At 66.2% G+C, this 24,442-nt stretch carries 26 protein-coding genes; 11 read left to right on the top strand and 15 right to left on the bottom strand.

Annotated elements, in window-relative coordinates; all coding sequences use genetic code 11:
• Positions 1 to 569 precede the first annotated feature (569 nt).
• Positions 570 to 1,142, top strand: coding sequence for an endonuclease domain-containing protein (locus QFZ46_RS16485; protein ID WP_307363284.1), 573 nt, complete (start codon positions 570 to 572; stop codon positions 1,140 to 1,142).
• An 81-nt stretch (positions 1,143 to 1,223) separates the two neighbouring features.
• On the opposite strand, the gene QFZ46_RS16490 is transcribed toward QFZ46_RS16485, so the two are convergent.
• Positions 1,224 to 2,546 carry a bifunctional o-acetylhomoserine/o-acetylserine sulfhydrylase gene (locus tag QFZ46_RS16490; RefSeq protein WP_307363285.1) on the bottom strand — a complete coding sequence of 441 codons (1,323 nt, stop codon included), beginning with the start codon at positions 2,544 to 2,546 and terminating at the stop codon, positions 1,224 to 1,226.
• A 148-nt stretch (positions 2,547 to 2,694) separates the two neighbouring features.
• Between QFZ46_RS16490 and QFZ46_RS16495 the strand changes: the two genes are divergently transcribed.
• The 3 genes from QFZ46_RS16495 to QFZ46_RS16505 are packed head-to-tail and all read left to right on the top strand — an operon-like array spanning position 2,695 to position 4,814.
• On the top strand, positions 2,695 to 3,480 hold the full coding sequence (locus QFZ46_RS16495) for an SDR family oxidoreductase (RefSeq protein WP_307363286.1): 786 nt from the start codon (positions 2,695 to 2,697) through the stop codon (positions 3,478 to 3,480).
• Positions 3,481 to 3,485: 5 nt separating this feature from the next.
• Entirely contained in the window at positions 3,486 to 4,187 is a 702-nt protein-coding gene (locus tag QFZ46_RS16500; RefSeq protein ID WP_307363287.1) for a uracil-DNA glycosylase, read from the top strand.
• A gap of 9 nt (positions 4,188 to 4,196) precedes the next feature.
• A complete protein-coding gene (locus QFZ46_RS16505; protein ID WP_307363288.1) occupies positions 4,197 to 4,814 on the top strand; it encodes a GNAT family N-acetyltransferase in 618 nt (205 codons plus the stop codon).
• On the opposite strand, the gene QFZ46_RS16510 is transcribed toward QFZ46_RS16505, so the two are convergent.
• From QFZ46_RS16510 to QFZ46_RS16535, 6 genes are all read right to left on the bottom strand, one after another.
• Positions 4,768 to 5,529, bottom strand: coding sequence for an ABC transporter ATP-binding protein (locus tag QFZ46_RS16510; protein ID WP_307364654.1), 762 nt, complete (start codon positions 5,527 to 5,529; stop codon positions 4,768 to 4,770). The genes QFZ46_RS16505 and QFZ46_RS16510 overlap by 47 nt on opposite strands.
• Positions 5,530 to 5,582: 53 nt before the next feature.
• Complete coding sequence (locus QFZ46_RS16515; protein WP_307363289.1) at positions 5,583 to 6,374, bottom strand: ABC transporter ATP-binding protein; 792 nt, start codon at positions 6,372 to 6,374, stop codon at positions 5,583 to 5,585.
• A complete protein-coding gene (locus QFZ46_RS16520; protein ID WP_307363290.1) occupies positions 6,371 to 7,237 on the bottom strand; it encodes an ABC transporter permease in 867 nt (288 codons plus the stop codon). The genes QFZ46_RS16515 and QFZ46_RS16520 overlap by 4 nt, the downstream gene beginning before the upstream one ends.
• Positions 7,237 to 8,187, bottom strand: a complete 951-nt coding sequence (locus QFZ46_RS16525; RefSeq protein WP_307363291.1) for an ABC transporter permease — start codon at positions 8,185 to 8,187, stop codon at positions 7,237 to 7,239. The genes QFZ46_RS16520 and QFZ46_RS16525 overlap by 1 nt, the downstream gene beginning before the upstream one ends.
• Positions 8,188 to 8,194: 7 nt before the next feature.
• Positions 8,195 to 9,712, bottom strand: coding sequence for an ABC transporter substrate-binding protein (locus QFZ46_RS16530; RefSeq protein WP_307363292.1), 1,518 nt, complete (start codon positions 9,710 to 9,712; stop codon positions 8,195 to 8,197).
• A gap of 108 nt (positions 9,713 to 9,820) precedes the next feature.
• On the bottom strand, positions 9,821 to 10,756 hold the full coding sequence (locus QFZ46_RS16535) for an alpha/beta fold hydrolase (protein ID WP_307363293.1): 936 nt from the start codon (positions 10,754 to 10,756) through the stop codon (positions 9,821 to 9,823).
• Between the two features lie 160 nt (positions 10,757 to 10,916).
• Here QFZ46_RS16535 and QFZ46_RS16540 point away from each other — a divergent pair, with 160 nt between their 5' ends.
• From QFZ46_RS16540 to QFZ46_RS16550, 3 genes are read left to right on the top strand one after another with little or no spacing between them, the layout of a single operon-like run.
• Positions 10,917 to 11,393 (top strand): carboxymuconolactone decarboxylase family protein, encoded by a 477-nt coding sequence (locus QFZ46_RS16540; protein ID WP_307363294.1) that lies wholly within the window; start codon positions 10,917 to 10,919, stop codon positions 11,391 to 11,393.
• The gene (locus QFZ46_RS16545; protein ID WP_307363295.1) at positions 11,390 to 12,097 is read left to right on the top strand and encodes a tyrosine-protein phosphatase; all 708 of its coding nucleotides are present in this window, start codon (positions 11,390 to 11,392) and stop codon (positions 12,095 to 12,097) included. The genes QFZ46_RS16540 and QFZ46_RS16545 overlap by 4 nt, the downstream gene beginning before the upstream one ends.
• 49 nt (positions 12,098 to 12,146) lie before the next feature.
• Entirely contained in the window at positions 12,147 to 12,617 is a 471-nt protein-coding gene (locus QFZ46_RS16550) for an SIP domain-containing protein (RefSeq protein ID WP_307363296.1), read from the top strand.
• A 4-nt stretch (positions 12,618 to 12,621) separates the two neighbouring features.
• On the opposite strand, the gene QFZ46_RS16555 is transcribed toward QFZ46_RS16550, so the two are convergent.
• The 4 genes from QFZ46_RS16555 to QFZ46_RS16570 form a co-directional block, all read right to left on the bottom strand.
• A complete protein-coding gene (locus QFZ46_RS16555) occupies positions 12,622 to 13,077 on the bottom strand; it encodes a Fe-S oxidoreductase (RefSeq protein ID WP_307363297.1) in 456 nt (151 codons plus the stop codon).
• Positions 13,074 to 13,871 carry an arginase family protein gene (locus QFZ46_RS16560; protein WP_307363298.1) on the bottom strand — a complete coding sequence of 266 codons (798 nt, stop codon included), beginning with the start codon at positions 13,869 to 13,871 and terminating at the stop codon, positions 13,074 to 13,076. The genes QFZ46_RS16555 and QFZ46_RS16560 overlap by 4 nt, the downstream gene beginning before the upstream one ends.
• Positions 13,872 to 13,931: 60 nt before the next feature.
• On the bottom strand, positions 13,932 to 14,666 hold the full coding sequence (locus tag QFZ46_RS16565) for a PspA/IM30 family protein (RefSeq protein WP_307363299.1): 735 nt from the start codon (positions 14,664 to 14,666) through the stop codon (positions 13,932 to 13,934).
• Positions 14,667 to 14,742: 76 nt separating this feature from the next.
• Entirely contained in the window at positions 14,743 to 16,776 is a 2,034-nt protein-coding gene (locus QFZ46_RS16570; protein ID WP_307363300.1) for a TPM domain-containing protein, read from the bottom strand.
• Positions 16,777 to 16,912: 136 nt separating this feature from the next.
• On the opposite strand from QFZ46_RS16570, the gene QFZ46_RS16575 reads away from it, so the two are divergent.
• The 4 genes from QFZ46_RS16575 to QFZ46_RS16590 are packed head-to-tail and all read left to right on the top strand — an operon-like array spanning position 16,913 to position 19,807.
• On the top strand, positions 16,913 to 17,755 hold the full coding sequence (locus QFZ46_RS16575; protein WP_307363301.1) for a DUF3097 domain-containing protein: 843 nt from the start codon (positions 16,913 to 16,915) through the stop codon (positions 17,753 to 17,755).
• A gap of 27 nt (positions 17,756 to 17,782) precedes the next feature.
• Positions 17,783 to 18,508: a tRNA (guanosine(46)-N7)-methyltransferase TrmB gene (gene trmB / locus QFZ46_RS16580; protein ID WP_307363302.1), complete on the top strand. Its 726-nt coding sequence runs from the start codon at positions 17,783 to 17,785 to the stop codon at positions 18,506 to 18,508.
• Positions 18,505 to 19,386: a CPBP family intramembrane glutamic endopeptidase gene (locus QFZ46_RS16585; RefSeq protein ID WP_307363303.1), complete on the top strand. Its 882-nt coding sequence runs from the start codon at positions 18,505 to 18,507 to the stop codon at positions 19,384 to 19,386. The genes trmB and QFZ46_RS16585 overlap by 4 nt, the downstream gene beginning before the upstream one ends.
• A gap of 28 nt (positions 19,387 to 19,414) precedes the next feature.
• On the top strand, positions 19,415 to 19,807 hold the full coding sequence (locus tag QFZ46_RS16590) for a DUF1304 domain-containing protein (protein WP_307363304.1): 393 nt from the start codon (positions 19,415 to 19,417) through the stop codon (positions 19,805 to 19,807).
• Positions 19,808 to 19,813: 6 nt separating this feature from the next.
• Here the strand turns inward: QFZ46_RS16590 and QFZ46_RS16595 are convergent, their stop codons facing one another.
• The 4 genes from QFZ46_RS16595 to QFZ46_RS16610 all read right to left on the bottom strand — a co-directional run bounded on the left by QFZ46_RS16595 (position 19,814) and on the right by QFZ46_RS16610 (position 24,387).
• Entirely contained in the window at positions 19,814 to 20,434 is a 621-nt protein-coding gene (locus QFZ46_RS16595; protein ID WP_307363305.1) for a GyrI-like domain-containing protein, read from the bottom strand.
• Positions 20,435 to 20,548: 114 nt separating this feature from the next.
• Positions 20,549 to 21,973, bottom strand: coding sequence for a threonine synthase (gene thrC, locus QFZ46_RS16600; RefSeq protein ID WP_307363306.1), 1,425 nt, complete (start codon positions 21,971 to 21,973; stop codon positions 20,549 to 20,551).
• 102 nt (positions 21,974 to 22,075) lie between these two features.
• Entirely contained in the window at positions 22,076 to 23,272 is a 1,197-nt protein-coding gene (locus QFZ46_RS16605) for an MFS transporter (protein WP_307363307.1), read from the bottom strand.
• On the bottom strand, positions 23,269 to 24,387 hold the full coding sequence (locus QFZ46_RS16610; protein ID WP_307363308.1) for a MerR family transcriptional regulator: 1,119 nt from the start codon (positions 24,385 to 24,387) through the stop codon (positions 23,269 to 23,271). Before QFZ46_RS16610 ends, QFZ46_RS16605 begins: the two co-directional genes overlap by 4 nt.
• Positions 24,388 to 24,442 lie beyond the last annotated feature (55 nt).

Here is a 24,442-nt window from a genome sequence, read left to right on the forward strand (position 1 = left end):
CGGTTACCGCGTCTCCGAGCGGTGGAAGGGGAAAAGTGCTTGTTTCGAAGCGGTGAGATCGGCAATCTTCTCCTTTGAGCAGAGGCTGAACCGTGCTGATCGGGGCGCGTGAGTGCTGACCTTCCCTGCACAGGGCCGATGACGGCACGAGCTGTCCACAGCTCGCGTGTCCGTGGGCTTCGCGTAGCGTGGCCCCGGCCCAGGATGTGATGATGGGCCGACGAAACCAACTGCCACGACGCTTGGGAGAGCGCTTCGCCGTCCGCGACGCTGCGGCCTCAGGATTGGGACGCTCTCGAAGGGATGCCCCGGATCTCGACCGGCCCTTCCCTGGCGTACGAGCGACGAAGGCGCCGGAGACTTTCGCAGAATTCGTCTCGTGCTGTCACAAACGGATGAAGCACGATCACCGCTACGGCGGACGCACCGGGATGCGGCTGTGGGGCCTTCCTCTTCCGATGTTGTGGACGGGGGAAGAGCCCTTGGAGGTGATTGTTCCGCCGGACAAGGCACCGCCAAAGACATCGGGCGTGAAAGGGCGGCGTCTCGCCGAGGATCGTGCAGAGACCATGACGTTGAAGGGTGTTCCGGTGGTCGACCCGGTCGCCGCGTTCTTCACCTGTGCTCATGAGCTGACGGTCGTGCAAGCCGTGACAGTGATCGACGCGCTCATCACGACAGCATCTGATTATCCGAACCTGGGACCGCGGCGTCCGATGACCACCCTCCAGGAAATCGAGGATCGTCTTGCCCAGTGGGGACGGTTCCCTGGCTGCGCGACTGTGCGCGAGGCATTGCCGCTCGCTCGAGAACGAGTGGAATCTCCGAAGGAGACCGGCACGAGACTCCTGATCGTCTCAGCAGGCTTCCCGGACCCGGCGGTGCAGTTCGAGGTGCACGATGATGACCGCTTGGTTGCTCGGGTGGATCTGGCCTATCCCCGGCTGAAGATCGCGATCGAGTACGAGGGCGACGGTCATCGCACGGATAAGGTTCAGTGGCGTCGCGACATCCAGCGCCAGCGTGAGCTGGAAGCACTCGGCTGGATCGTCATCAGACTCACTGCGGACGATCTCAAGGACGACGGCGCATCGCTGCTGGATGCCCTGAGACGCGCTGTTGCTACCCGCACACACGCATAAAAGGAGGAAAGTGCCGGTCAAAGTTGCAAATGACCAGCACTTTCCTCCTTGAACGCCGGGAACCGGGCGCGAGCTGGCGGATCAGGCGCGAGCGGCCTCCGAGACACGGCGGGCCGCGTCGAGGGCCTGCTCGAGGTCGGCCTTGAGGTCGTCGATGTTCTCGAGGCCCACGGACAGACGCACCAGACCCGGCGTGACGCCGGATGTGAGCTGCTGCTCTGGTGTCAGCTGCGAGTGCGTAGTGGACGCCGGGTGGATGACGAGCGAGCGCACGTCGCCGATGTTGGCGAGGTGGCTGAACAGCGAGAGGCTGTTCACGAACTCGCGACCGGCCTGCACGCCGCCCTTCAGCTCGAACGACAGCACGGCGCCGACGCCCTTGGGCAGGTACTCGTTGGCCTTGGCGTACCAGGGCGAGGTGGGCAGACCCGAGTAGTTGACCGAAGCGATGTCATCGCGACCGTCGAGCCACTCGGCGACCTCCTGCGCGTTCTGCACGTGACGCTCGATGCGCAGCGAGAGGGTTTCGATGCCCTGGATGAGGTTCCAGGCGCTCTGCGGCGCGATCGCCGAGCCGAGGTCGCGCAGCAGCTGCACGCGAGCCTTGATGATGTACGCGAGCGGGTCGCCCACCGCAGTGGTGTAGCTGGCACCGTGGTACGAGGCATCCGGCTCGGTGAGCCCGGGGAACTTGTCGACGTTCTTCGACCATTCGAAGGTTCCGCCGTCGATGATCGCGCCACCGATGGTGGTGCCGTGGCCGCCGAGGAACTTGGTGACCGAGTGCACGACGATGTCGGCGCCGTGCTCGAACGGACGCAGCAGGTACGGGGTGGCGATCGTGTTGTCGACGATCAGCGGCACGCCGTTCTCGTGTGCGACGTCTGCGACGGTGCGGATGTCGAGCACGTTGATGCGCGGGTTGCCGATCGTCTCGGCGAACAGCAGCTTCGTGTTCGGGCGGACGGCTCGGCGCCATTCCTCTGCGTCGTCCTGATTCTCGACGAAGGTGACGTCGATGCCGAGCTTGGCGAGGGTGTACTTGAAGAGGTTGTAGGTGCCGCCGTAGATCGAGCTGGACGCGACGAAGTGATCTCCGGCCTGCGCGATGTTCAGCACGGCGAAGGTGGACGCCGCCTGGCCGCTGGCGAGGACGAGGGCGCCGGTGCCCCCTTCCAGGGCGGCGAGCCGCTGCTCGAGCACATCCTGCGTCGGGTTCTGGATGCGGGTGTAGATGTTGCCGAACTCCGCCAGCGCGAACAGATTCGCGGCGTGGTCGGCGCTGTCGAAGACATACGACGTCGTCTGGTAGATCGGCGTGGCGCGGGCCTTGGTGACGGGGTCGGGAGCAGCGCCCGAGTGAATCTGCTTGGTCTCGAAACGCCAGGTCTCAGGTGCGGACATATGTTCCCCCTGGAACGGATTGAGGTCGGGTGCGGCGGATGCCGTTGATCAGAGCGTATGCAACGGCCCCGATGTCAACAACGCACGGGAAATGTGACGTAACATCCCCGCGCGACGAATCCGCGACGAAACGTCGTACGGTGGAGGCATGGTGACACGGCGTGCAGTGGTGACAGGTGCGAGTTCAGGGATCGGGGAGGCGACGGTGCGCGACCTCCGCGCTCGGGGGTGGGACGTCGTCGGCGTCGCGAGACGCGCGGACCGGCTGCAGACCCTCGTGGATGAGACCGGCGCATCCGCCATCGCCTGTGACCTGACGGACGAGGATGCCGTGGCTGCGCTGCTCGCCGAGCTCGAGGAATCGGGTCCGGTGCACGCCCTCGTGCAGGTCGCAGGAGGCGCACGCGGCACGGAGCGGGTGGAAGACGCGCGCGTCGATGACTGGCAGTGGATGTACGACGTCAACGTGCTGGCCACCCAGCGCCTGGTCGCCGGGATCCTGCCGCAGCTTCGTCGTGCGGCCGAATCCGATGGACACTCCGACATGGTGTTCGTCACGTCGACGGCAGCGCAGATCGCGTATCCGGGCGGCAGCGGCTACAACGCGGCGAAGGCCGCCGAGTCGATGCTCGTCAAGGTGCTGCGTCAAGAGCTGAACGGCGAGCCGATCCGTGTCGTCGAGGTCGCGCCGGGCATGGTGCACACCGAGGAGTTCACGCTCAATCGTCTCGGCGGCGACAGCCTCGCCGCTGAAGCCGTCTATGCCGGGGTGGAGAAGCCGCTCACCGCACACGACGTCGCCGACGTGATCGGATATGCGCTGGATGCGCCTGGACATGTGAACCTCGATCTGGTCACGATGCGTCCGGTCGCTCAGTCGGCGCAGCATCTGCTGGCGAGAGGACCGTTGCGCGTACGCGGCGGAGAGGGCTGAGGCCGATGCCGGGCCGTTCGCTTTCGCAGCTGGCGGATGAGGGTCTCATCGATCACAGCTGGGCGGATGCTCTGGCACCTGTCGCCGATGTCATCAGCGGCATCGGCGAGCGCCTGCGGATCGAGCAGGCGGAGGGCCGTGGCTATCTCCCCGACGGGGATCACGTTCTGCGGGCGTTCCAGCGTCCGCTCGCAGACGTGCGGGTGCTGATCACCGGTCAGGACCCGTACCCGACACCGGGGCATCCGATCGGTTTGTCGTTCGCCGTCGACCGGAACGTGCGTCCGCTGCCGAGAAGCCTGTCGAACATCTACCGGGAGCGCGAGAGCGACCTCGGCATCCCTCCCGCACCGCACGGTGATCTGACAGCGTGGAGCGACCAGGGCGTGCTGCTGCTGAACAGGGTGCTGACCGTCGCCCCTGGTGCCCCCGCGTCGCATCGGGGCTGGGGGTGGGAGAAGGTCACCGAGCTCGCGATCCGGAGCCTGGTCGCGCGTGCACAGCCGATGGTGGCGATCCTATGGGGGAGGGATGCTGCGAACCTGCAGCCGCTACTCGGTGACACGCCCGTGATCGCCTCCGCTCACCCCTCACCGTTGTCGGCACGGCGCGGATTCTTCGGCTCGCGACCGTTCTCGCGCGCGAACGCGTTGCTCGAGCAGCAGGATGCGAGCGCGGTGGACTGGCGAGTCGACGGCGAACTATAAGCTGAGCGCATGCAGTTCGAACCCGGCGACCGACGTCGACGGCTGCCGCGTCATCTGCGCGAGCCTGAGCCCGACCCCGGCACGTTCTCGTTCACCATCCGACCTGCCACGCTCCGCGATCTTCCTGATGTCCGTGAGATCTACAACCATTACGTGGCGAACTCCGTCGTGACCTTCGACGAGAAGCGCAGCACGCATCGGTACTGGCGCGAGAAGTTCACGATGCTCACGAAACTCGCACTCCCGTTCCTCGTCGCGGTCACACCGTCGAACCAGGTGATCGGGTACGCCCTCGTGCAGCCGTGGGCGAGCAAGTCCGCTTATCGCTACACCGTGGAAGACTCCATCTATCTCGGCCCTGGCGCAGGGGGTAAGGGCCTCGGCTCCGCACTCCTCCAGGCGCTCATCTTGGCATGCGAGGAGATCGGGCTGCGAGAGATCGTTGCGGTGATCAGCGACAGCGGCGCCGAACCTTCGATCAGACTGCACTCGAAGTTCGGCTTCGTCGAGGTCGGACGAATGGGGAGGGTCGGCTTCAAATTCGGCCGCTCACTGGGAACGGTCTATCTGCAGAAATCGCTTACGCCGAAGCCGCGCCGCCGGCTGTTCCACCCCCGCCGGGGATGACGGGAATCGCTGCCAGCAGTCGCTTGGTGTACTCCTGCTGCGGATGCAGCAGGACATCCTGAGTCGAGCCGTGCTCGACGATACGACCGTCCTTCATCACCGCGACCGTGTCGCACAGGTTCTGAACCACGCCGATGTCGTGCGAGACCATGATGAGCGTGAGATCCTCCGTTTGCAGCAGTTCGTCCAGCAGTTCCAGGATCTGTGCACGGACCGTGACGTCGAGCGCTGAAAGAGGCTCGTCCCCGACGAGGATGCGCGGCCGATGCGCGATGGCCCGTGCCAGCGCGATGCGCTGGCGCTGCCCACCGGAGAACTCGTGCGGATAGCGGTCGGCCATCTCTGGTTCCAGGCCGACCTGCGCGAGCACTTCGCGCACCCTGGCTCGACGATCCCCCTCGATGCCCAGCGCCCACAGGGGTTCGGCGATGATCTGACCTGCACTCATCCGAGGGTCGAGCGATGCGTACGGGTCCTGGAACACGAGACCCGTCTGCCGGCGGAGCCAGTGCAGCGAGTGCGCTGAGCCTGTGGCGTCCACGGGCTTGCCGTCGATCGAGACTGTCCCGGCCGTCGGCCGATCGAGCCCCAGCAGCAGCCGTACCAGTGTGGACTTTCCTGACCCGGACTCGCCGATGATGCCGATCGCCTCGCCGGCCTCGATGTCGAGATCGGTCGGGTGCAACGCGGTCTGGGTACCCGCACGCTCGAACATCGAGCGCTTGGGCACTGGAAAATCGCGTGCGAGACCGCGTGCGGAGATCAGGCTCACTGCGGCCCGCCGTCCGGACGCCAGAGCGTCGCCGTGGCGTCGCGCAGCAGCCCCTGTGTGATCGGCGAGGACGGGGCGGTGAGCAACGTCGAGACGGGCGCGGCTTCGATGATGCGTCCTTGCTCGAGCACCACTCCGTGTGTCGCGACCTGCGCAAGGACGGCGAGGTCGTGGGTGATGAACATCAGCGACATACCCTGGTCGGACACGAGTGACAGCAGCAGCCGCAGGATCTCGGCTTGGATCGTCACATCGAGCGCGGTGGTCGGTTCATCTGCGATGAGCAGTCGCGGTCGGCACGCGAGCGCCATCGCGATCGCGACGCGCTGACGCTGACCGCCGGAGAGCTGGTGCGGATACTTCTGCACGATCGACTCGGGATCGGGAAGCTGCACCCGCGCCGCTTCCGCGATGGCTCGCTCGCGAGCCTCGCGCTTTCCGGCTCCGGTGTGGATCCGCACCGATTCGGCGATCTGGCGGCCGACGGTGCGGATCGGGTTGAGTGCGGTCCGCGGCTCCTGGAAGACGATGCCGATGTCGTCGCCGCGGAAGTGCGCGAGTTCGCGATCCGGCATGCCGAGCAACTCGGTGTCATCCCATCGGATGCTGCCGCGCGCCGTCGCACCGTCGGGAAGGAGCCCGAGGATGGCGAGCGCGGTGAGGGACTTGCCCGATCCTGATTCGCCGATCAGCCCCAGCCTGGCACCGTCCGGAACCTCGAAGGAGATGCCATCGATGACACGGCGTCCGTCGATCTCGACGACGAGGTCGTGCACGGCAAGACTCATGCGACCACCGCCGGCGTGTGGGTCTCGGCGCTGCGGTGCCGGAGTGTCGGGTCGGTTGCCTCGCGCAACGCGTCACCCAGGAGGTTGAGGGCGAGCACTGTGATCGTGATGGCCAGACCCGGCCAGATCACCGAGAGCGGGTGGATGCTGATGTACCGCTGCAGATCGGACAGCAGGATTCCCCAGGACGGCTCGACGACCGACGCGCCGAATCCCAGGTACGACAGGCCCGCTTCAGCCAGAACCGCGACAGCCATCGACCAGGACAACTGCACGATGAACACGGGCGCGACGTTCGGCAGCAGATGCCGCAGCAGGTTCTGGGCGGGGGTCAGGCCCGCTGCCCGGCCCGCGAGCACGAAGTCGCTCTGCTGCACACGCCGCAGCTCCGGTCGCGTCACGCGGGCGATGTTCACGCCGAAGCCGATCCCGACCGCCCAGATCACGACCCACAGCGACCCTCCCCAGACGGAGGAGATCATCATGGCGATGATCAGTACGGGGAAGGCGATCAGGATGTCGACCAGCACCGCGACAGTCTCGCGTATCCATCTGGCGGTGAGCGCGCCCAGCGCGGCGAGCGCGATCCCGACGACCGTCGCGACGATCCCGGCGCCTACGCTGACGAACACGGTCGTGCGGGTTCCCGCCATGACGAGGCTGAGGATGTCGCGTCCCGTGTTGTCGGTGCCGAGCAGGTGAGGCCAGCCGGGCGCTGCCCAGCGGTCGCGAACGTTGGCGTCGAACGGGTTGAAGGGCGTCCAGAAGACCGAGATCAGCGCGACGAGAGCGATGACGAGCACGGTGATCAGGCCGAAGCGTCCCGTGGCACCGCCCCAGAGGACTCGCAGCCAATTCGGCATCAGGCTGCCTCTCTCTGACGCGGGTCGACGAAGTGATGGATGAGATCTACGACGAAACCGACTACCAGCACGAGACCGGTGAGCACGAGCAGTTCGCTCTGCACCTTGATCAGATCGCGGGTGCCGACGTCGGCGACGAGCATTCGCCCGATCCCGGGAAGGGTGAAAAGCTGCTCGATCACGACCGAGCCGACGATGATCCCGGCCACCTGAAGGCCCAGCACCGTCACGATCGACAGGCCGACCGCAGGGATGCCGTGCTGCACGAGCGCCCTGTTGCGGCTGAGTCCCTTTGCAGCCGCGGTGCGGACGAAGTCCTGCCCTCGTGCCTGCAGGGTGGCGCTGCGAACGAATCGCAGCAGCATGGCCCCTTCGACGATGCCGATCGTGAGTGCCGGAAGAATGAGTGCGCGAAACGCCTGCCAGGGGTGGTCCCAGCCGCCACGGGGGAAGCCTTGGGCGGGAAGCCAGCCCAGCCACACTGCGAACACGACGATCAGCATCATGCCCGCCCAGATCACGGGCACGGCGGCCAGCGCCTGCGCAGTGACGCTGAGTGCCGTGCCGGAGGCACGGCCGCGCCACAGGGCGGAGAGGATCCCGAGCGGTACGGCGATCAGCATGGCGATCACCAGAGCCATGAGGCCGAGCGGCACGGTCACCTGTGCCTTCTCGGCGAGTTCCGCGCCGACGGATGCGCCGCTGAGCTGAGAGGTGCCGAGGTCGCCGCTGAGCACTCCTCCGATCCACTCGCCGTACTGCACGACCAGCGGACGGTTGAACCCGAGCGCTTCGCGCAGGGCCTCCACCGTGGCAGGTGATGCCTGGGTGCCGGCGATGAGCTGGGCGACATCGCCCGGGAAGACCCGGAGCGTGAGGAAGATGAGCACGCTCGACACGAGGAGTCCTGCGATCAGCAGGACTCCTCGTGTGAGTGTGTAGCGGATCACGCCTTGGCTACTCAGCCGTCTTGGTGACGCCGGCGAGGTTGATGCGCGAGTTGATCGAATCCTCGGGGAAGCCGGCGACCAGCGGGCTGACCGCGGTGATGGTGGCGCCGTTGTAGAGCCAATCGGCGGCGTGATCCTCCGAGACGAGACGTGCTGCCTTGGCGAGGAGCTCGGCGGATGCTTCCTCGTCGGTCTCGGCGAGTGCCTCGGCGTAGAGCGACTGCACCTCCGGGTTGTCGTAGCTGAAGTAGTAGTCCGGGTTGGCGAAGTTGCCGAAGTCGCGAGGCTCGACGTGCAGGACGAAACTCAGCTCGTAGTCCTTGTTCGTGTAGACGTCCTCGAGCCAGGTCGGGAACTCCACCGCGTCGACCTCGAGTGTGACGCCCACCTTGGCGAAGTCCGAGACCAGCACCTGCGGCACGGTCGTTCCGTAGAACGAGGGGATCGTGAGGGTGAGCTCGAGATCCTTCTGACCCGCCTCTGCGAGCAGCTCCTTGGCACGCTCAGGGTCGTACGGCGCGACGTCCGCCAGGTCTTCATAGCCGGGGTCGAGCTCTGGGATGGGACCGTACAGCGTCTCGCCGGCGCCGACCGCTTCGATGAGTCCTTCGTGGTCGATCGCGAGCCGCAACGCCTCGCGCACCCGCGCGTCATCGAGAGGAGCTTTCGCGTTGTTGAACGCGAGCGTGGCCTTGTCCGTAGTGCGGCCGGTGGTGAGCACGAAGTCGCCCGAATCCTCCAGCTGTGGGGCGAGGTTCGGGTCGACCGCGGTCAGCACGTCGAGGCTCCCGTCGAGGGCCGCGTTCACCCCGGCAGTGAAGTCGGGGATGTACTCGAAGACGACTTCGGCGACCTTCGCCGGCTCGCCCCAGTAATCGTCGTAACGGGCGAAGGTGATGGTGCTGCCCTTGCTCCAGTTCTCCAGCGTGAACGGGCCGGTGCCGTTCTCAGCCGTCTGCAGATCGGTCGTGTCACCGGTCTGGAAGACGAGGCCGGCGGGACCAGTGAGGGTGAACAGGAAGTTCTGATTCGGCTCGGTGAGAGTGATCACGACCGTGGCCGCATCCGGAGCGGCAATGGAGGCGACACTCGCGAACTCGGCGTTGCCCTGCAGCGTCGCGTCAGTGCGCACCGCCTCATAGGAGGCGGCGACATCGGCCGATGTGAGAGCCGTGCCGCTGTGGAAGGTCAGATCCGGGTTCAGCGTGAACGTGTACGTCAGTCCGTCGTCTGAGACCTCGTAGTCAGAGGCGAGGCGCGGTTCGATCGTGTTGTCCTGCGAGCGCGTGACGAGGCCTTCATAGACGTTGTCGATGAGGATCTGCTCGATCGCGGCACCGCTGGTGTGGCGGATGTCGAGGTTGCTCGGCTCGAGCACGAGCCCCACCGAGAGCGTGGCGTTCAGGTCGGGCTCGCCCTTCGAGGTCTCGACGACGGGCTCAGGGGAGCCTGCGCAGGCGCTCAGGATGACGGCAGTTGCGGCGAGCGCCGATATGACGGCGAGGCGTCTGTTTCTTCGGAACATGAAGGTGCGGGATCCTCTCGGGGCGGCAAGTGCTGTGTGCCAGTTCGGGTAGAGCCTATGGATGGGCGGTCAGTGTGGTCAGAACAGCGGAATGCGGCGTCACATTCCTCAGGCAGGCGAGTCCGCCGCAGCACGGATCAGCTCGGCGAGTTCGGCAGGGGCCGTCTCCTGAACGTTGTGCGTGGCCTCCAGCGCGATCACACGGGCGGTGGGTACACGCCGGCGCAGTTCGTCTCCGTCGGTCTCGCTGACAAAGCCCGATGTCGCGCGTACGAGCGTGATCGGGGCTGTCGTCTCTGCCAGATCATCCCACCCGGTTGCGTCAAGGATCGGCGCAGCCGCGCCCGTGGGCGCGGGGGCATCGGCGGAGGCCGGAGCCATCGCCTGGGCGGCGAGGTGAGCGAAGTGATGCTTCCACTCGACGCGGCCGTCGGCGCGGACGCGAGAGTTGAAGAAGACGCCGCGTTCGGTGTCCGCGCGCGAGCCGCCGAGGCCGAAGGACATCGCACGCTCCACGAGCTCATCGCGAGAGGCGAAGTGCGTCGGCCCGTCGTAGAACTCACGCAGAGCGGCCGGCCCGCCGGAGGTATCGATTCCAGGGGTGATGTCGACGGTGATGAGCTCACGGACGAGATCGGGACGCGCTGAGGCTATGGCAGCGGCTGTCAGCCCGCCGAGCGATTGCCCCACGAGGACCTGCGGCTCGTCCGCCCATTTCTCGAGCGCGACGATGACATCCGCGGCGAGAGTGCGGGGGGAGTAGTCGAGGTCTTCTCGCCAGCTGGAGTCACCGTGTCCAGCGAGGTCGACCACCAGAGCCGGCCTCTGCAGCAGCAGTGCCGTCGTGTCCCACGTATGCGCGTTGAGTCCTGCACCATGCAGAAGGGTGACCACGGGAGCGTCGTCGCCGAAGCGCAGCGCACTGAGCTCTCGTCCGTCGGCGAGTGGAACCGTCACACGCTCGACAACCGGCAAGGGAACGTTCAGCGCCTGCGCCTGATGCGGGAGATAACTGAACTCATTGGTCTCTGTCGCCACGACCATATTCTGGCCCCCAGACCTGTCTTGTGTGAAATACGGGATCAGAACGACAAGAGCTCGGGACAGAAAAGGGACAATAAAGCGTAATAGAGCGCCTTCTGACTATGCATTATGCTTCTTCGCGTCGGCGACGATGTGTCGCACCTCGTCATATCATTGGAGTATGAGCGAGACACGCGTGCACTTGTCGAAGACTGAGCCGGCCGCGTATCAGGCGTTGGATGCATTCTCTCGCACGGTGGGCGAGATCTGTGCGGCGAACGGCATCGACGACCGCCTCAAAGAGATCGTGATGATCCACTGCTCGCAGCTCAACGGCTGCGCGTACTGCACGCGGATCCACTTCGATCGAGCCGCATCCGCCGGCGTCGACTCGGATACGCTCCTGCAGATTCCCGTCTGGCGCGAGAGCGGAGTCTTCTCCGACCGTGAGCGGGCGGCGCTGGAGCTCGCTGAGGCGTTCACCTTGATCCACGAGGGCGGCATCCCTGACGACGTGTACGACCGAGTCGGAAGCGTGTTCACGGAAAAGGAGTACGCCGCCTTGAGCTGGGCGTGCGTGTCGATCAACGCCTTCAATAGGATCGTCGTGGCCGGCCGCTATCCGGTCCCGCCCCGTGTGGCGCAGGCGCCCGCGTGACCGTCGTCCTCATCGACGGCGTCTTCAACGTCCGCGACGTCGGAGGCATGCCGGCTGAGGGCGGTCGGATTCGTGAAGGGCGGCTGTTCAGGTCCGGCAACCTGGTGTCGGCCACGCCCGAGGGCCTTGCGGAGCTCGAGCGACGCGTGTCACATATCGTCGATCTTCGCGACGGACAGGAGGTCGCAAGCGCCCCTTCTCCGGCGAAGACGATCGCGACGACGCATCTCCCGCTGTTCCTCGGCTCCGTCGCATCGTTCTTCGAAGACGACATGAGTCTTGATGAGATGTACCTTCAACTGCTCGAGGAGAGCGGTGAACGGCTGGCCGATGCGATCCGCATCATCGCGCGAGGCGAGCCGACGCTCGTGCACTGCACTGTCGGCAAGGATCGTACCGGAGTGACCGTCGCGCTCGCCCTCGCCGCGGTGGGGGCGGATCGCGAGTCGATAATCAGCGACTATGCGCTCACGGCGTCCATGCTGCCGCGAGAGCGCAACCGCCAGATCGTGGCGTTCCTGGAGGTGCAGCATCCGGAAGCGCAGCACGCCGTCGCCCTGGCCACGCTGTCGCCGGCAGACGTGATGCGACGGCTTCTCGAAGAGGTGGATGCGCGATGGGGATCGGCAGCGGCGTATCTCGAGGCGAACGGGATGACGGGTGACGAACTCGCCTCGTTGCGACGGGCTCTCATCGATGCATGAGCCTTGTATAGGTAAGGCAACCCTTCTTCGGTGATACCATGGAGGAATCATGACCACCTCCATCGACGTCCGCACTGGGCGGGCTCGCCGCCGCGCAGAGCGCCTGAGCGCGCACTATCTGGTGACGGCTGACGAGAACTCGTTGGCAGAGCTCGAAGCGTTCCTCGTGACGCTTCCGCTGTGTGCGTCGGGTCGCATCTTCATCGAGGTGCCGGATGCGAGCGACGTCGGCATCGTCGAGGCGCCCGCTCGCATGACGGTGACCTGGCTCACGCGCTCCTCACGCTCGGGTGCACCGGGCAGCGGTCGATCCTGCGCCACCGGTGAGGCCGTCGCGCGCGCCACTTGCGCGTGGGCGGATGAGATGCTGTGCGACGGCGAGAACCCGACGCACGTGACCCTGCTCGGTGGCTACCTGGGCACTGCCGACATCGTCGAGCACCTCACGAATGAACTCGACATTCCCGCGTCCACGATTCATGCGCCGGAGCGCTTCGGGCTGCTTCCGCTCGACCGCTGAGCCGTCAGCTCGGCTCTGAGCGGTTCCGCGCTCTCCGGACGTAGTTACCGTCTTCCAGTCCGGCTTCGATCTCGAAGCGATTGCGCAGCGGATCTCTGCCTGCGAACAGGTACAGCACCGGCATGAGGAAGCCGTAGCGCAGCCATTGCGCCTTGTGCACGGCTTCGTGTCGTAGCACGGCATCGCTCGGCCGTGCGTCACCGGTCAGGAAGCAGCCGCCGACGCACACTCCGCCGCGATTGAACGTCCATTTCGGCATGCCCTGGAAGACCCAGAGCCCCCCGCGCCGTTCGACCGGTCCTGTGCTCCATATCGATCCCCAGGTCCATCCGACTGCCGTTCCCCAGGCATAGCCGAGGCGGCTGATGGGTGAGCGCAGCAGGAATGCCGGAATGCGACGGTCGAATCGACGACCACGCGCGAGAACGGCGTCGGCGGTGGCGCTCCAGTCCTCATTCACGCGACGGCACCCACAAGACGGAGGATCGCTCCGAGATCATCCACAGCGTGATCGGCGGAGCGCGGTGCGAAACCGGCGATCGTCGCGCCTGCGAGAGGAACCCGCGCGCGAAGCGCGCGAATCGCGGCGCTGAGCGCGCTCGTGCTGGCGCCGAACGGGGCGGCCGACGAGACCCCGGCGAGTTCGGCCGGGTCGAGCACGTCCACGTCGATGTGCACCCAGACGCGGCCGGCCCCGGTTGCTGCGACGGCTTCTGCCAGGGCATCCACGTCGTCGAGATCGTCGACGGAGAGTTGCGCGAGACCGGCGAGGGGCCCCTCCTCTTCGTCGTCGACGATGCGAGCGCCGACTGTCACGATGCGATCGCGGGGAATGCCGGGGGACAGCGCGAGCTCAGATTCTCCTTCGCCCAGCACCGCGCGCAGCGCCATCCCTGAGAAAGCCCCTGAGGGCGAGGTTTCGGGCGTGTGCAGATCAGGGTGCGCATCGCACCACACGACGGCGAGGTCCTCACGGTCGATCGCTTCGAGGGCCGCGACAGTCACGCTGCAGTCGCCGCCGATGAGAACCGTGCCGGCTGTGATCTCCTGCGCGATCAGGTCACGGACGCGCTGCAGGGAGCTCAAGCGGTGCACACGGGTGCCCAGCGAGTCACCGGCTTCGAGGGGGACGTCGAGCACCGTCGTCGCTTTGCGTGGAAGGTCGCCGGCGATGGCGGTCGCACCGTCGACGAGCAGCATCGCGCGAGGGGCGGGCGAGCCCTGCCACTGCGGCGCCACGAGAAATCTGGCCACGGGGACCTCCAGACAAGAATGGGGATGCCCCGGGCGCATCGGCCCGGGGCATCAGGAGCCTCAGGACTCGATCTGTGACTGAGGTGCGCCGGACTTCAGCTCGGCGAGACGCGCCTCGACCTCGGTGAGCTCACCGAGGTCGTCGAGGCTCTCGAACTGTGCATCCAGGCTCGACGCTGCGAGTTCGACCTTGCCCTGGGCAAGTGCCTCCTGGCGGCGGACCTTGTCCTCGAAACGACCGAGTTCGCTGGTCGGGTCGAGCACATTGATCGACGAGACAGCATCCTGCACCTTGGTCTGCGCCTCGGCGACCTTGGCGCGGGCGAGCAGCTCGCTGCGCTTGTTCTTGAGCTCGCCCAGCTTGTCCTTCATGCCGTTCAGGCCGCTCTTGAGCTTGTCGACGATCTCCGTCTGCGACGCGATGGTCGGCTCGGCGCCGGTCGCTTCGCGCTCGGCGCCGATCTGACGCTGCAGGGCGATCTTCGCGAGGCTGTCGAACTTGTCCGCGTCGGACGCATCGCCGCTCTTGCGGAGTTCGTCGGCCTTGCGGCTCGCGGCGAGGGCCTTGTTGCCCCAGTCCTTCGCTGCCTGGACGTCTTCCTCGTGGTCGCGCTCAAGGAGACGCAGGTTTCCGATCGTCTCGGCGATCGCCGCTTCGGCATCGGCGACGTTGTTGGTGTAGTCGCGCACGAGCTGGTCGATCATCTTCTGCGGGTCTTCCGCAGAATCGATCATCGCGTTGATGTTGGCCTTCACCAGGGTGGAGATGCGACCGAAGATGGACTGCTTGGTCATGGTGTTTCCTTTCGGTTGAGACGGAGTCTTTTGAGGTCGGTTACGTCGTGAGAGTCGTGAGAACAGGGGAGCGATGTTAGAAGCGCCCCCCTCTGGAGCGTCCGCCGCTGCGGGAACCGCCGCCGAAGCTCGAGGGGCGGCTGCTGCGACTGCTGCCGCTGGAGCGCCAGCTGCTGCCGCCGCTCCATCCGCCGCTGCCGCGGCTCGAGCCGCCGCTGCTGATCAGGCCGCCGAGGATGCCGCCGAGGATGTCGCCACCCAGACCGCTGCCGCCACTACCTCCCCAGCCGCTGCTGGCGCCGCCGCTCCATCCGCCGCCGCCCCAGCCACCGTTGTTGAACGAGGAGACCTCGCTCTGGGCGTACGAGAGGGCTTCGCCGGCGAGGCTGGCAGCGCGGGTCGCACGTTCGGTCGCCTGCCCCGGATCCGTCGCCTGTATGGCCACGGCCTCGGAGTACGCGGCATTCGCCTCCGCGAGCCGGGTGCGAGCCGTCGCACCGATCGCACCGCGGCGGGTCGTGATGAAGTCCGTGGCTGCGGAGATCTGCGCCTGCGCCTGAGCCAGTCTCTGCTGCAGCATGTGCTGCGCGCGCTGCGACAGGGCGGATGCCTCACGTGCCTGTCCGAGTGCCGCGTCGATCTGCGTGTTCGCCGAGTCGAGAGCCTCGAGAACCTGCTGCGGATTGCGCTGACCAGCCTGCAGACTCGCTTGTGCGCTGTCGATGTTCGCCCTGGTGCGTGCGATGAACGGTGCGAGCTGCGCCTGCGAGTCGGGCATGGCCGCTGCGGCGGCGAGGTCGGCCTCGAGATCGGCGATGAGCGCGCGTGCCTGTTCTTCCACCGTCGACAGGTTCGCGCCGAGATTCGTGACAGCGGCGACGAGCTCCTCGCTCTGCTGCACTGCGGCTTCTGCGGTGCGGATGGCGAAGGCGGCCTCGCCGTTCTTTTCGGCCGCGATCAGCTGAGTCGCCTCGGCCATCTCAGAATCGGCGAGGGACAGCCGTTGCTGCGCCTGCTCGGGGTTCTCCGCGACGGTCGAGAGGGCCGCCGCATCGTAGTTCTGCGACAGCGCCGCGAGAGCGCCCGGCGCAGTGGCGAGCGCCTGCTGAGCGGCTGCGCGACGCGCAGTGAGCCGTTCGAGAGCCTGAGGCGCTTCGGCCTCGAGCTTTCGTAGCTCTTCGAAGGCTTCGACGTTCTCATCGAGCAGATCGTCTGCCGCATCGCACAGCTGGAGGATCTGGATGTGCCAGGCGCGGCGTTGCTCTGCGGTATCGGGCACCTCGTCGTCGATCTGCTGTTTGAGGGCGAAGGCCTCTGCGACCTTCGCGTGTGCGGCTTCGACGACCTGCGTGAATGCGGCTGTCGAGTCCTCTCCGTACTGTGCGACCGCGAAGCCGACCTCCTGGCGGCTCGACGTGATCGCGTCGTCGGCGTGCACGAGGGCGCCGCTGGCCTGCGTCGCGAGGTCTTCATCGCTCACGGCGGCGTAGGGGTCGTTCGGATCTGGGACGGTCGGACGTGCGGCATCCCTCTTCTTCTTGCGCGAGCGCAGGATCAGCACGATCACGATGACAACGATCGCGACGACCACGAGCGCGATGAGGATGCCGAGGAAACCGCCGGCGTCGCCGGATTGACCGGGCTGGCCGGGGAAGGCGTCCGCTGCCGCGATGACGGCGCCGTCCCAGTCGCCCGCGCGCAGGCCGTTCTCCATCGCCTGCACGACCGCGTCGATCTCGCTGTCGCTCAACGGACCGCCGGCATCCGCGGAGATCGCGTACTGCCCGGCGTCGACGGCCACGGCGATCAGGTACTGATCCGGACCGAGTCCGTTGTCGGCGGCCACCTGATCTGTCCACGTGACGCTGTCGTCGGGATCGGTGAACGCGTCGACGAACACGACGTACAGGTCGCCGCCGTCAGCCGCGGCCAGGTCGCCGAGGCGTGCGTTGGCGGCATCGAGTTCGCCGGAACTGAGCACTCCGGCCTCGTCGGTCACGAAGTCCGGACTCAGCGTCACGGGTGGCGTCGCGACCGCGGCGGATGCGCCCCAGCCCGAAGCGAACATCGCCACGATCAACCCCAGCACGACCGTCATACGAGTCCGCATTGTGCTCCCTCCGAGGTGGCTCAGAGCCCCCGTGCGCATCGAGTCTATTCACTACCGACGACCGACGATAGCGACTCTAGGGAAAGAATCTGTGTCGCCGCCGGGAAGCGCCGAGCGGGCACATACCCTGGAAGGCATGGACGACAGGTACGGTTCGGATGTGCTCGCGAGCGGATGGCGAAACCGCGGAGCCAAGCAGATCCCGAACGTCGCCGCAGAGCACGACCTGGTGGTCGAGGTCGCGGATGACGGGTTCTGCGGTGCGGTGACACGAGTGCAGTCAGGGAATGTCGAGCTGGAGGATCGCGTCGGTCGCAAGCGCCTGTTCCCTCTCGGCGGCGGATTCCTGATCGACGGACAGCCGGTGCGCCTGACGCCGCCTGCGCCGTCGAAACAGGCGGTGAGGCGCACAGCGTCCGGGTCGTTCGCCGTCGCCGATCAGCGGGCCCGCGTCGCTCTGCCCAGCCGCATCCTTGTCGAGGGCAAGCACGACGCCGAGCTCGTCGAGAAAGTGTGGGGCGCTGACCTGCGGGTGGAGGGCGTCGCCGTCGAGTTCCTCGAGGGTGTGGACAAGCTCGAAGAACTGCTGGCGAATGAGCCACCGAGCGCCGCGCGACGCTATGGCGTGCTCGTGGATCATCTCGTGCCCGGTTCAAAGGAGTCGCGGATCGCGGATGGCATTCTGCGAGGCCCGCACGGACGGCATCTGAAGATCGTCGGGCATCCCTTCATCGACGTCTGGCAGTGCGTCACGCCGAAGACCCTTGGTATTGCTCGGTGGCCGGAGATCCCACGTGGAACCGACTGGAAGACCGGGATCTGCCGTGCGTTCGGGTGGCCCCACGAGACGCAGGGCGACACCGGACGCGCCTGGCAGCACATCCTGAGCAAGGTGCACACGTACCGCGATCTCGAGCCGGCGCTGCTCGGCCGGGTCGAAGAGCTGATCGATTTCGTGACGGAGCCTTCGACAGGCTGAGGGAGCGGCGCCGGTTAAGATCGAGGTATGCCCAAAACGCCCGTCTTCCGTGAAGAGCCGGTCTCGTTCGTACGCCGGAGCGGACGGATGTCGGAGGCGCAGGACCGTGCGTTCGGTGATCTCGCTCCGCAGTATCTGCTGAACGTTCCTCGTGGCCTCGCCTCCACGAGCGTGCACGCGGATGCGAGGCTGAACCCCGCGGCCGAGTACGGCCGCGATGCGCCCCTGTTCGTCGAGATCGGGTCTGGTCAGGGCCACGCGATCATTTCGGCGGCCACTTCTCGGCCGGGCGACGATTTCCTCGCGATCGAGGTCTTCCGTGCCGGGCTTGCGCGCACGATGCTCGACGCTGACAAGGCCGGCGTGCGGAATCTTCGACTCATCGAGGCGAATGCTCCCGAGGTTCTCGCGTCCTACCTGCCGGAGGGGGCGGCAGCAGAGGTATGGATCTTCTTCCCCGATCCCTGGCATAAGACGCGCCATACCAAGCGGCGGCTCGTGCGTGCTGGATTCGGCGACACCGCTGCCCGCGCGCTTGAGGACGGCGGTCTGCTGCGGCTGGCGACCGACTGGGAGGATTACGCGCTGCAGATGCGTGAGGTACTGGATGCCGAGCCGAATTTCGAGCGTGCGTTCGACGGGGAATGGGCCGAGCGATTCGAGGGCCGCATCATGACAGCGTTCGAGCGCAAGGGAATCGCCAAGGGACGCGACATCCGAGACCTCGTGTACCGGCGTAAGTCTCGGGCATGACACGACCCGCGGTCAGCTGGGTTCCGGGGCTCGCCCCGGCACTGCTCGTATGCCTGGCGGCTCCGGCATTCTTCGTCGTGCAGTGGGCCTGGTTGGGGTCGCTGCTGCTCGCGGCCGGCATCGCGGCGGCGTGGCTGATCGAGCGGCGCTGGCCTGTGCGACGGCCGGTCGTCCGCGTCGGCGCAGATTTTGAGACAGCGCGCGATCTCTCAGCATCCGCGCCCTCTCTCACGCGTGATCTCTCGCTGATCGCGCTCGGCCTGCTCATCGTCAGCGTGATCCCGCTCGCCGCCGAACTCGACAACATGGCCATGCTGAGGTTCACGCTCGCCCTCGGCGGAGCAGTGGCCGTGCCGTACGTGATCTCACGATTCGTCTATCGCGACCGCGCGATCAGCTTCCCCTGGCGCACCGGCCGACGTTGGGGGCGGCTGCAGTGGGGCTGGTTGATCGCTGTGCTGGTGCTCGGTTGGCTGATACTCCCGTTCTACTTCATCACCAGCGGTGTATATCTGAACTGGCCGGTCGTGGACTCGCCAGAACTGATCGCCCGGCTCTTCGTCGGTGTCGGGGCGGTGGGTATCTGGGACGAGCTGTTCTTCATCTGCACGGTCTTCGCGCTGCTGCGACGGCATTTCCCGGATGCGCTCGCAAATGTTCTGCAGATGATCGTCTTCGTCTCGTTCCTGTGGGAGCTCGGCTATCGGGAGTGGGGCCCGCTGCTGACGATTCCGTTCGCGCTGCTGCAGGGGTACATATTCCTCCGGACGCATTCGCTCGGATATGTGGTCACAGTGCATCTGCTGTTCGACGCCGTGGTGTTCGCGGTTCTCGTGCACGCGCACAATCCGCGGCTGCTGCCGATCTTCCTGCTCTGACGGCGACGGAGTGGGGGAGAATCAGTTCATGCTCATCTTCGGACTGGTCCTCGCGGCGGCTGCCGCCGCCTTCCATGTATTCATCTTCGCTCTCGAGTCCCTGAGATGGACGGAGCCCGAGACACGCAAGATCTTCGGCGTGGCCAGCGAGGCGGATGCGGAGACCACGAAGCCGCTGGCATTCAACCAGGGCTTCTACAACCTGTTCCTCGCCCTCACGACGCTGCTCGGCATCGCGCTGCTGCTCTCGGGGCTGACGACAGTCGGCCTCACTCTGGTCTTCGCGGGCACGGGGATGATGCTCGCGGCCGCACTCGTCCTGGTTCTTTCGAACCCGAAGATGGCGAAGTCCGCTGCGATGCAGGGTGGATTGCCGCTGCTCGCGATCATCGTCACCGCCGTGGCGGTCGCGACGAGCTGATCGGGTTCAGACTGCGGCCACCGGTTGACGGAGGATCGTGCGGCGGTTGGCCGAGTCGCCCTTACGGGGGTCGCTCAAGTAGATCTCGTGGTGCTTCCCGGTCATCCGCAGACCGTTCCGCGGGATGAACACGTCGTGCATTTCGGTGAGCACCGGCGCCTCGTCGTCGAATGCTCCGACGTGGAGTGTCTGCACGCACCGGCCTTCGGCGTACGAGCCGAAGCGCACGTCGTGTACACGGGCATCAGGATTCTTCGCGGATGCGGTGGCGACGGCATCCGCGAACATCTCGTGGTCGATCCACTCGGGCTGCATGATCATCAGCGTCCAATCCCACTTCGACTTGTCGCGGGAGGCCGTGAATGCGGAGTGGTCATCTGCCCACCACAGCCCCTCGAGCGGCATGACCGTGTAGTCGCGTTCCAGAGTGCGTTTACTGGCGAACTTCAAGCCATAGGCGAGCGGATACAGCGCTTCGACAGCGGTGGTGAACTCCGGTGCGCTGTTCGGGTCGCCATGACCGTCGATCATGAGGTAGCTCAGCTCAGGTACGTCGATGACGTCGAAGCGGCCCTTGCGAGCACGGTACGCGTCGATCGTCCTCTTGAAATCGACCTTGTCGCTCATATTCCGAGGATAGGGCGCTCTCAGCGCTGACCCGACCGAGTGAAAGAGAGAGTTCGGGGGTTCTGGGTGCTCAGAAACCTCGAATTCCTGCTTTCAAGATTCGGATGCTGAAGCTCAGCCCAGGGCGCGTTCGCTGATGTACGCCCGGAGCTGCTGCTCGTCGTGCGGCATTCGCGTCACGCGCTGCGCGGCATCGAGCATCGATTGCGTCTCGGCATCCGGCTCGACCGTCGTGCCGATCGCCTCGATGATGAGATCCGCGAATTTGGCGGGCTTGGCCGTCTCGAGCACGAGCATCGGTATGCCGGGTTCGATGTGCGGGCGCGCGACCTTGGCGCCGTCGGCGGTGTGGGGATCGAGGACGACTCCGCTGTTCTCGGAGAATTCCCGGATCGTCGTGAGCCGGTCCTCGTGCGTACTGGTGCCGCTGACGATTCCGAACTCGGACTCGAAGCGGTCGAGCTCGCCGGAGAGGTCGATCTCGTCGCGCTCTTCCAATTCGTGCCAGGCGGCAGCAGTCCGCTCGGGGTCGCGACCCAGTAGGTCGAAGACGAAGCGCTCGAGGTTCGATGCACGCGAGACGTCCATGGACGGGCTCGAGGTCGCGAGCGTGTTCTCGGCGCTGCGCGGACGGTAATGACCGGTGCGGAAGAACTCGTCGAGCACGTTGTTCTCGTTCGAGGCGAGCACGAGCTTGCGGATGGGGACGCCCATGCTCCTCGCGTAGTGACCGGAGAGGATGTTGCCGAAGTTGCCCGAGGGCACGGCGAACGAGACCTCGAAGTCGGCGCGCTCGTTCTCGGCCACGGCGTCGGTGACGCGCAGCCATGCCCACACGTAGTAGGCGATCTGCGCCGAGATGCGACCGAAGTTGATCGAGTTGACGGCGCCGAGGCTGTGCGCGCGCTTGAAATCGAGGTCGGTCGCGAGGCGCTTGACGAGGTTCTGGCAGTCGTCGAAGACGCCCTCGACGGCGATGTTGTGCACGTTCTCGTCCTGCAGCGAGTACATCTGCGCACGCTGGAAGGCGCTCATGCGGCCCTGCGGGGAGAGCATGAAGATCGAGACCCGGTCACGACCGCGCAAGGCGTGCTCCGCAGCCGACCCCGTGTCGCCCGAGGTCGCGCCGAGCACGTTCAGCACGCGGTCGTGCTTCTCGAGCACGTACTCCAGTGCCTCGCCGAGGAACTGCATGGCCATGTCCTTGAAAGCCAGCGTGGGCCCCTCGGACAGGCCCACCAGCGTCATGCCCTCGCCGATCTCGCTGATCGGGACGATCTCCTCGGCCGAGAACTTTCCGCCGCCGTAAGCCGCCGTAGTGAGGCGAGCGAGGTCTTCGCGCGGGATGTCGGTGGCGAACAGGCCGATGATCTCCGTCGCGAGTTCGGGGTAGCTCAGTGGACGCAGTTGCTCGAGGTCACCGGCGCTGAGGCGAGGCAGCGTCTCTGGAACCGCGAGGCCGCCGTTGGGTGCGAGTCCTTCCAGGAGGACATCACTGAACTGTCCAAGCGTGCCGCCGCGTGTGGAGATGTACTGCAAGTCTCGAACCTCGATTGTGCTGTGGGTGGGTGTCGGGATCGTCGGTTCCATCGTAGAGCGTGAGTCGCACGTCGTTACGTCGGAGCATGCTTCCCCGCGTCATCACCTCGTCGTGAAGGTCCGCAACGTCCTGTCGGTGACGACGGTGAGTGTCGCGAGCGTCGCCAGCAACCCGGATACAGCGAGCACAGGACCGGTTCCGACGGCCGCGACGAAGAATCCGATCAGGGGATTCACGATGAGCTGCGGTGTCTGCTGCACGAGCATCAGCAGCCCCTGAAACCTGGAGACCATCGGCGGCGGCGCGAGCAGAACGTATGTCGGGAAGACATGGGCGGTGAACACGACCACTCCGACGCCGATCAGGGTCGTGCCGGCCAGAGCGACGATCCAGTCCGTCGCGATGGCGAGCAGTCCGAGACCCGCAGCGACGATCAGCGGACCGAGGGCCATGGGGCGCCACGCCTTCGCTGCTGTCCCTTGCCACGCGAACCACGCACCGCAGGCGAGACCGCCGGCGATCCAGCCGGCCTCGATCATCCCGGCCTCCGACGCCGACCACCCGCGCTCTCTGGCGGCGAGGGGGATCCCGAGCAGGACGGCGGGGATGACGGCGCCCGCGACGATCGCGACGCAGGCCAGCAGTGCGGGCACGCCGTCTGTGCCGCGAGCCGTGGTGACGCCCGCCACGATGCCGCGGAAGGTCACGGCCTCGCGGGCCGGAGTGTGCTCCTTCGGCGGCGTGATCAGCAGTAGTGCGACCAGCATCACGACTCCGCCGACGACATCCACGAATGCGACCCCGCTGAGTGCGATGAGGCCGACGAGCAATCCACCGGCAGGTGGAGCGATGGTCCTCGCGAACTGACTCGCCATCCCGACGCGCGCCATCGCCGTGCCCAGATCAGCATCGGCGACGAAAAGACGAGGGAACACGCTCGATGCCGGTCGCTGGAACGCGGCGATGGTGCCGATGAGCACCGCCGTGATCAGAAGAAGAGCCGACGTCGGTTCACGGACGAGGACCACGACTCCGAGGCCGGCACTGACAAGGATCATTGCGAGCGTGCAGATGATCATGACGCGGTGAGGGCCGAACCTGTCGGCGACGGCGCCACCGAGAAGCCCGAGGAGCACGGCCGGTGCGACTGTCAGTGTGAGCACAGCGGATGCGACATGCGGGCCGTGACCGGATGCCGTCCAGGTCAGGGCGAAGGCGAGAACACCTGAGCCCAGTTCCGAACCGACCGTCGCGGCGACCCAGGCGTTGAATCCTCGCGACGCTTTGATCGAGGTCATGCCACTGGCATCATGAGCGCGACGAAGTCGGGCTGACCGGGACTGCGCCACACCAGCGCGCGGTCGGAGCCGTGGATGTCGCACGTGAGCTCGCGCCCGACGGCGGCGTCGGCGATGCGGCGCAGAGCGGGCCGCGACAGCGTCACAGTGGTCGACGCGCCGAATCCGGTTCCTGAGACCGTCCGCCCGGGTGATCTCAGCTGTGCATCGCCCCCGTCGACCGTGAGGAGCACAGTGTCGTGTTCTTCCGGCGAGGCGATGCGCTGCACCTCGTCCAAGAGGACGAGAACCTTTGTGGGTGCGAACGCATCCGCTTCGAGGAGCCGATGCACGCTGGGGAAGAGGTCCGGCCGGCTAGGCAGCGGGAGCTCGTCATCGTGCTCGTCGCGGAACCGGACCGCAGCGCTCGCCGAGTCGTGGTCGCGCCCGGCCGGGGCATCGACGACGAGATCCACCGTCCGGCGGAATCGAAGCCATTCGAGCACTGGAGCCGGGGCAAGCCGCACTCTCACCGGTGGTCCGTCGACGGCCGCTGGAAGGGCAGTTCGAGACAGCAGCACGAAGCGATCTGTGGCGACGATCGCCACGGATGAGGATCCGGCCTCGATAAGCACTCCGTCGTGATCGCCGTCTCCATCGGCATCCGCGCTCGCAGACGCGACCTGCCGAATGGCAGACGCGAGAACCGCGGCATCGAAACGGGCCGAGGTGCGTCTCGCCGGATTCCTCTCCTCCTGTGCGCGCAGAGTGAGGATCAGGTCGTCCACCAACGCGGCGATCGCCTCGGAGCGCTCTCGTGTGTCGGCACGCCACTCGTTCAATATCGCTTCCGCCGCGATGGTGCCGTCCTCGAACACCGATCTGATCCGATCCAGGCGAAGCCCGGCATCTCTCAGCCTCCGGATCCAGATCGCCCGTTGCTGTTGATCCAGCGAGTAGTAGCGGTATCCGGTTCGCTCCTCGACGTCGGCAGGGGCCAGGAGGCCACTCTCTCCGTACTGGCGCAGCGCGCTCGCGCTCAGCCCGACCGCTCGGGCGAAGGCGTTGATCGTCTGCAACTGAGATGATTCGCCTGCCTGCGAACGAAGAGCACCGGACTCATGTGGCTGTGACATAGACCCATGATCAACGTTCACCCCGGCTGAAGGTCAAGAGCGACGGGGACAGGGC

This window comes from Microbacterium murale, assembly GCF_030815955.1.
GTDB classification, from domain to species: Bacteria; Actinomycetota; Actinomycetes; order Actinomycetales; family Microbacteriaceae; genus Microbacterium; species Microbacterium murale_A.

Bases quoted from the DNA above. Each gene is read 5' to 3' on its own strand.
- QFZ46_RS16490 (WP_307363285.1), bottom strand. From the start codon at position 2,546: ATGTCCGCACCTGAGACCTGGCGTTTCGAGACCAAGCAGATTCACTCG.
- QFZ46_RS16505 (WP_307363288.1), top strand. From the start codon at position 4,197: ATGCAGTTCGAACCCGGCGACCGACGTCGACGGCTGCCGCGTCATCTG.
- QFZ46_RS16610 (WP_307363308.1), bottom strand. From the start codon at position 24,387: ATGTCACAGCCACATGAGTCCGGTGCTCTTCGTTCGCAGGCAGGCGAA.
- QFZ46_RS16565 (WP_307363299.1), bottom strand. From the start codon at position 14,666: ATGACCAAGCAGTCCATCTTCGGTCGCATCTCCACCCTGGTGAAGGCC.
- QFZ46_RS16515 (WP_307363289.1), bottom strand. From the start codon at position 6,374: ATGAGTCTTGCCGTGCACGACCTCGTCGTCGAGATCGACGGACGCCGT.
- QFZ46_RS16570 (WP_307363300.1), bottom strand. From the start codon at position 16,776: ATGCGGACTCGTATGACGGTCGTGCTGGGGTTGATCGTGGCGATGTTC.
- QFZ46_RS16520 (WP_307363290.1), bottom strand. From the start codon at position 7,237: ATGCCGAATTGGCTGCGAGTCCTCTGGGGCGGTGCCACGGGACGCTTC.
- QFZ46_RS16585 (WP_307363303.1), top strand. From the start codon at position 18,505: ATGACACGACCCGCGGTCAGCTGGGTTCCGGGGCTCGCCCCGGCACTG.
- QFZ46_RS16590 (WP_307363304.1), top strand. From the start codon at position 19,415: ATGCTCATCTTCGGACTGGTCCTCGCGGCGGCTGCCGCCGCCTTCCAT.
- QFZ46_RS16595 (WP_307363305.1), bottom strand. From the start codon at position 20,434: ATGAGCGACAAGGTCGATTTCAAGAGGACGATCGACGCGTACCGTGCT.
- QFZ46_RS16510 (WP_307364654.1), bottom strand. From the start codon at position 5,529: ATGTTCGAGCGTGCGGGTACCCAGACCGCGTTGCACCCGACCGATCTC.
- QFZ46_RS16535 (WP_307363293.1), bottom strand. From the start codon at position 10,756: ATGGTCGTGGCGACAGAGACCAATGAGTTCAGTTATCTCCCGCATCAG.
- QFZ46_RS16605 (WP_307363307.1), bottom strand. From the start codon at position 23,272: ATGACCTCGATCAAAGCGTCGCGAGGATTCAACGCCTGGGTCGCCGCG.
- QFZ46_RS16485 (WP_307363284.1), top strand. From the start codon at position 570: ATGACGTTGAAGGGTGTTCCGGTGGTCGACCCGGTCGCCGCGTTCTTC.
- trmB (WP_307363302.1), top strand. From the start codon at position 17,783: ATGCCCAAAACGCCCGTCTTCCGTGAAGAGCCGGTCTCGTTCGTACGC.
- QFZ46_RS16550 (WP_307363296.1), top strand. From the start codon at position 12,147: ATGACCACCTCCATCGACGTCCGCACTGGGCGGGCTCGCCGCCGCGCA.
- QFZ46_RS16500 (WP_307363287.1), top strand. From the start codon at position 3,486: ATGCCGGGCCGTTCGCTTTCGCAGCTGGCGGATGAGGGTCTCATCGAT.
- QFZ46_RS16540 (WP_307363294.1), top strand. From the start codon at position 10,917: ATGAGCGAGACACGCGTGCACTTGTCGAAGACTGAGCCGGCCGCGTAT.
- QFZ46_RS16530 (WP_307363292.1), bottom strand. From the start codon at position 9,712: ATGTTCCGAAGAAACAGACGCCTCGCCGTCATATCGGCGCTCGCCGCA.
- QFZ46_RS16495 (WP_307363286.1), top strand. From the start codon at position 2,695: ATGGTGACACGGCGTGCAGTGGTGACAGGTGCGAGTTCAGGGATCGGG.
- QFZ46_RS16575 (WP_307363301.1), top strand. From the start codon at position 16,913: ATGGACGACAGGTACGGTTCGGATGTGCTCGCGAGCGGATGGCGAAAC.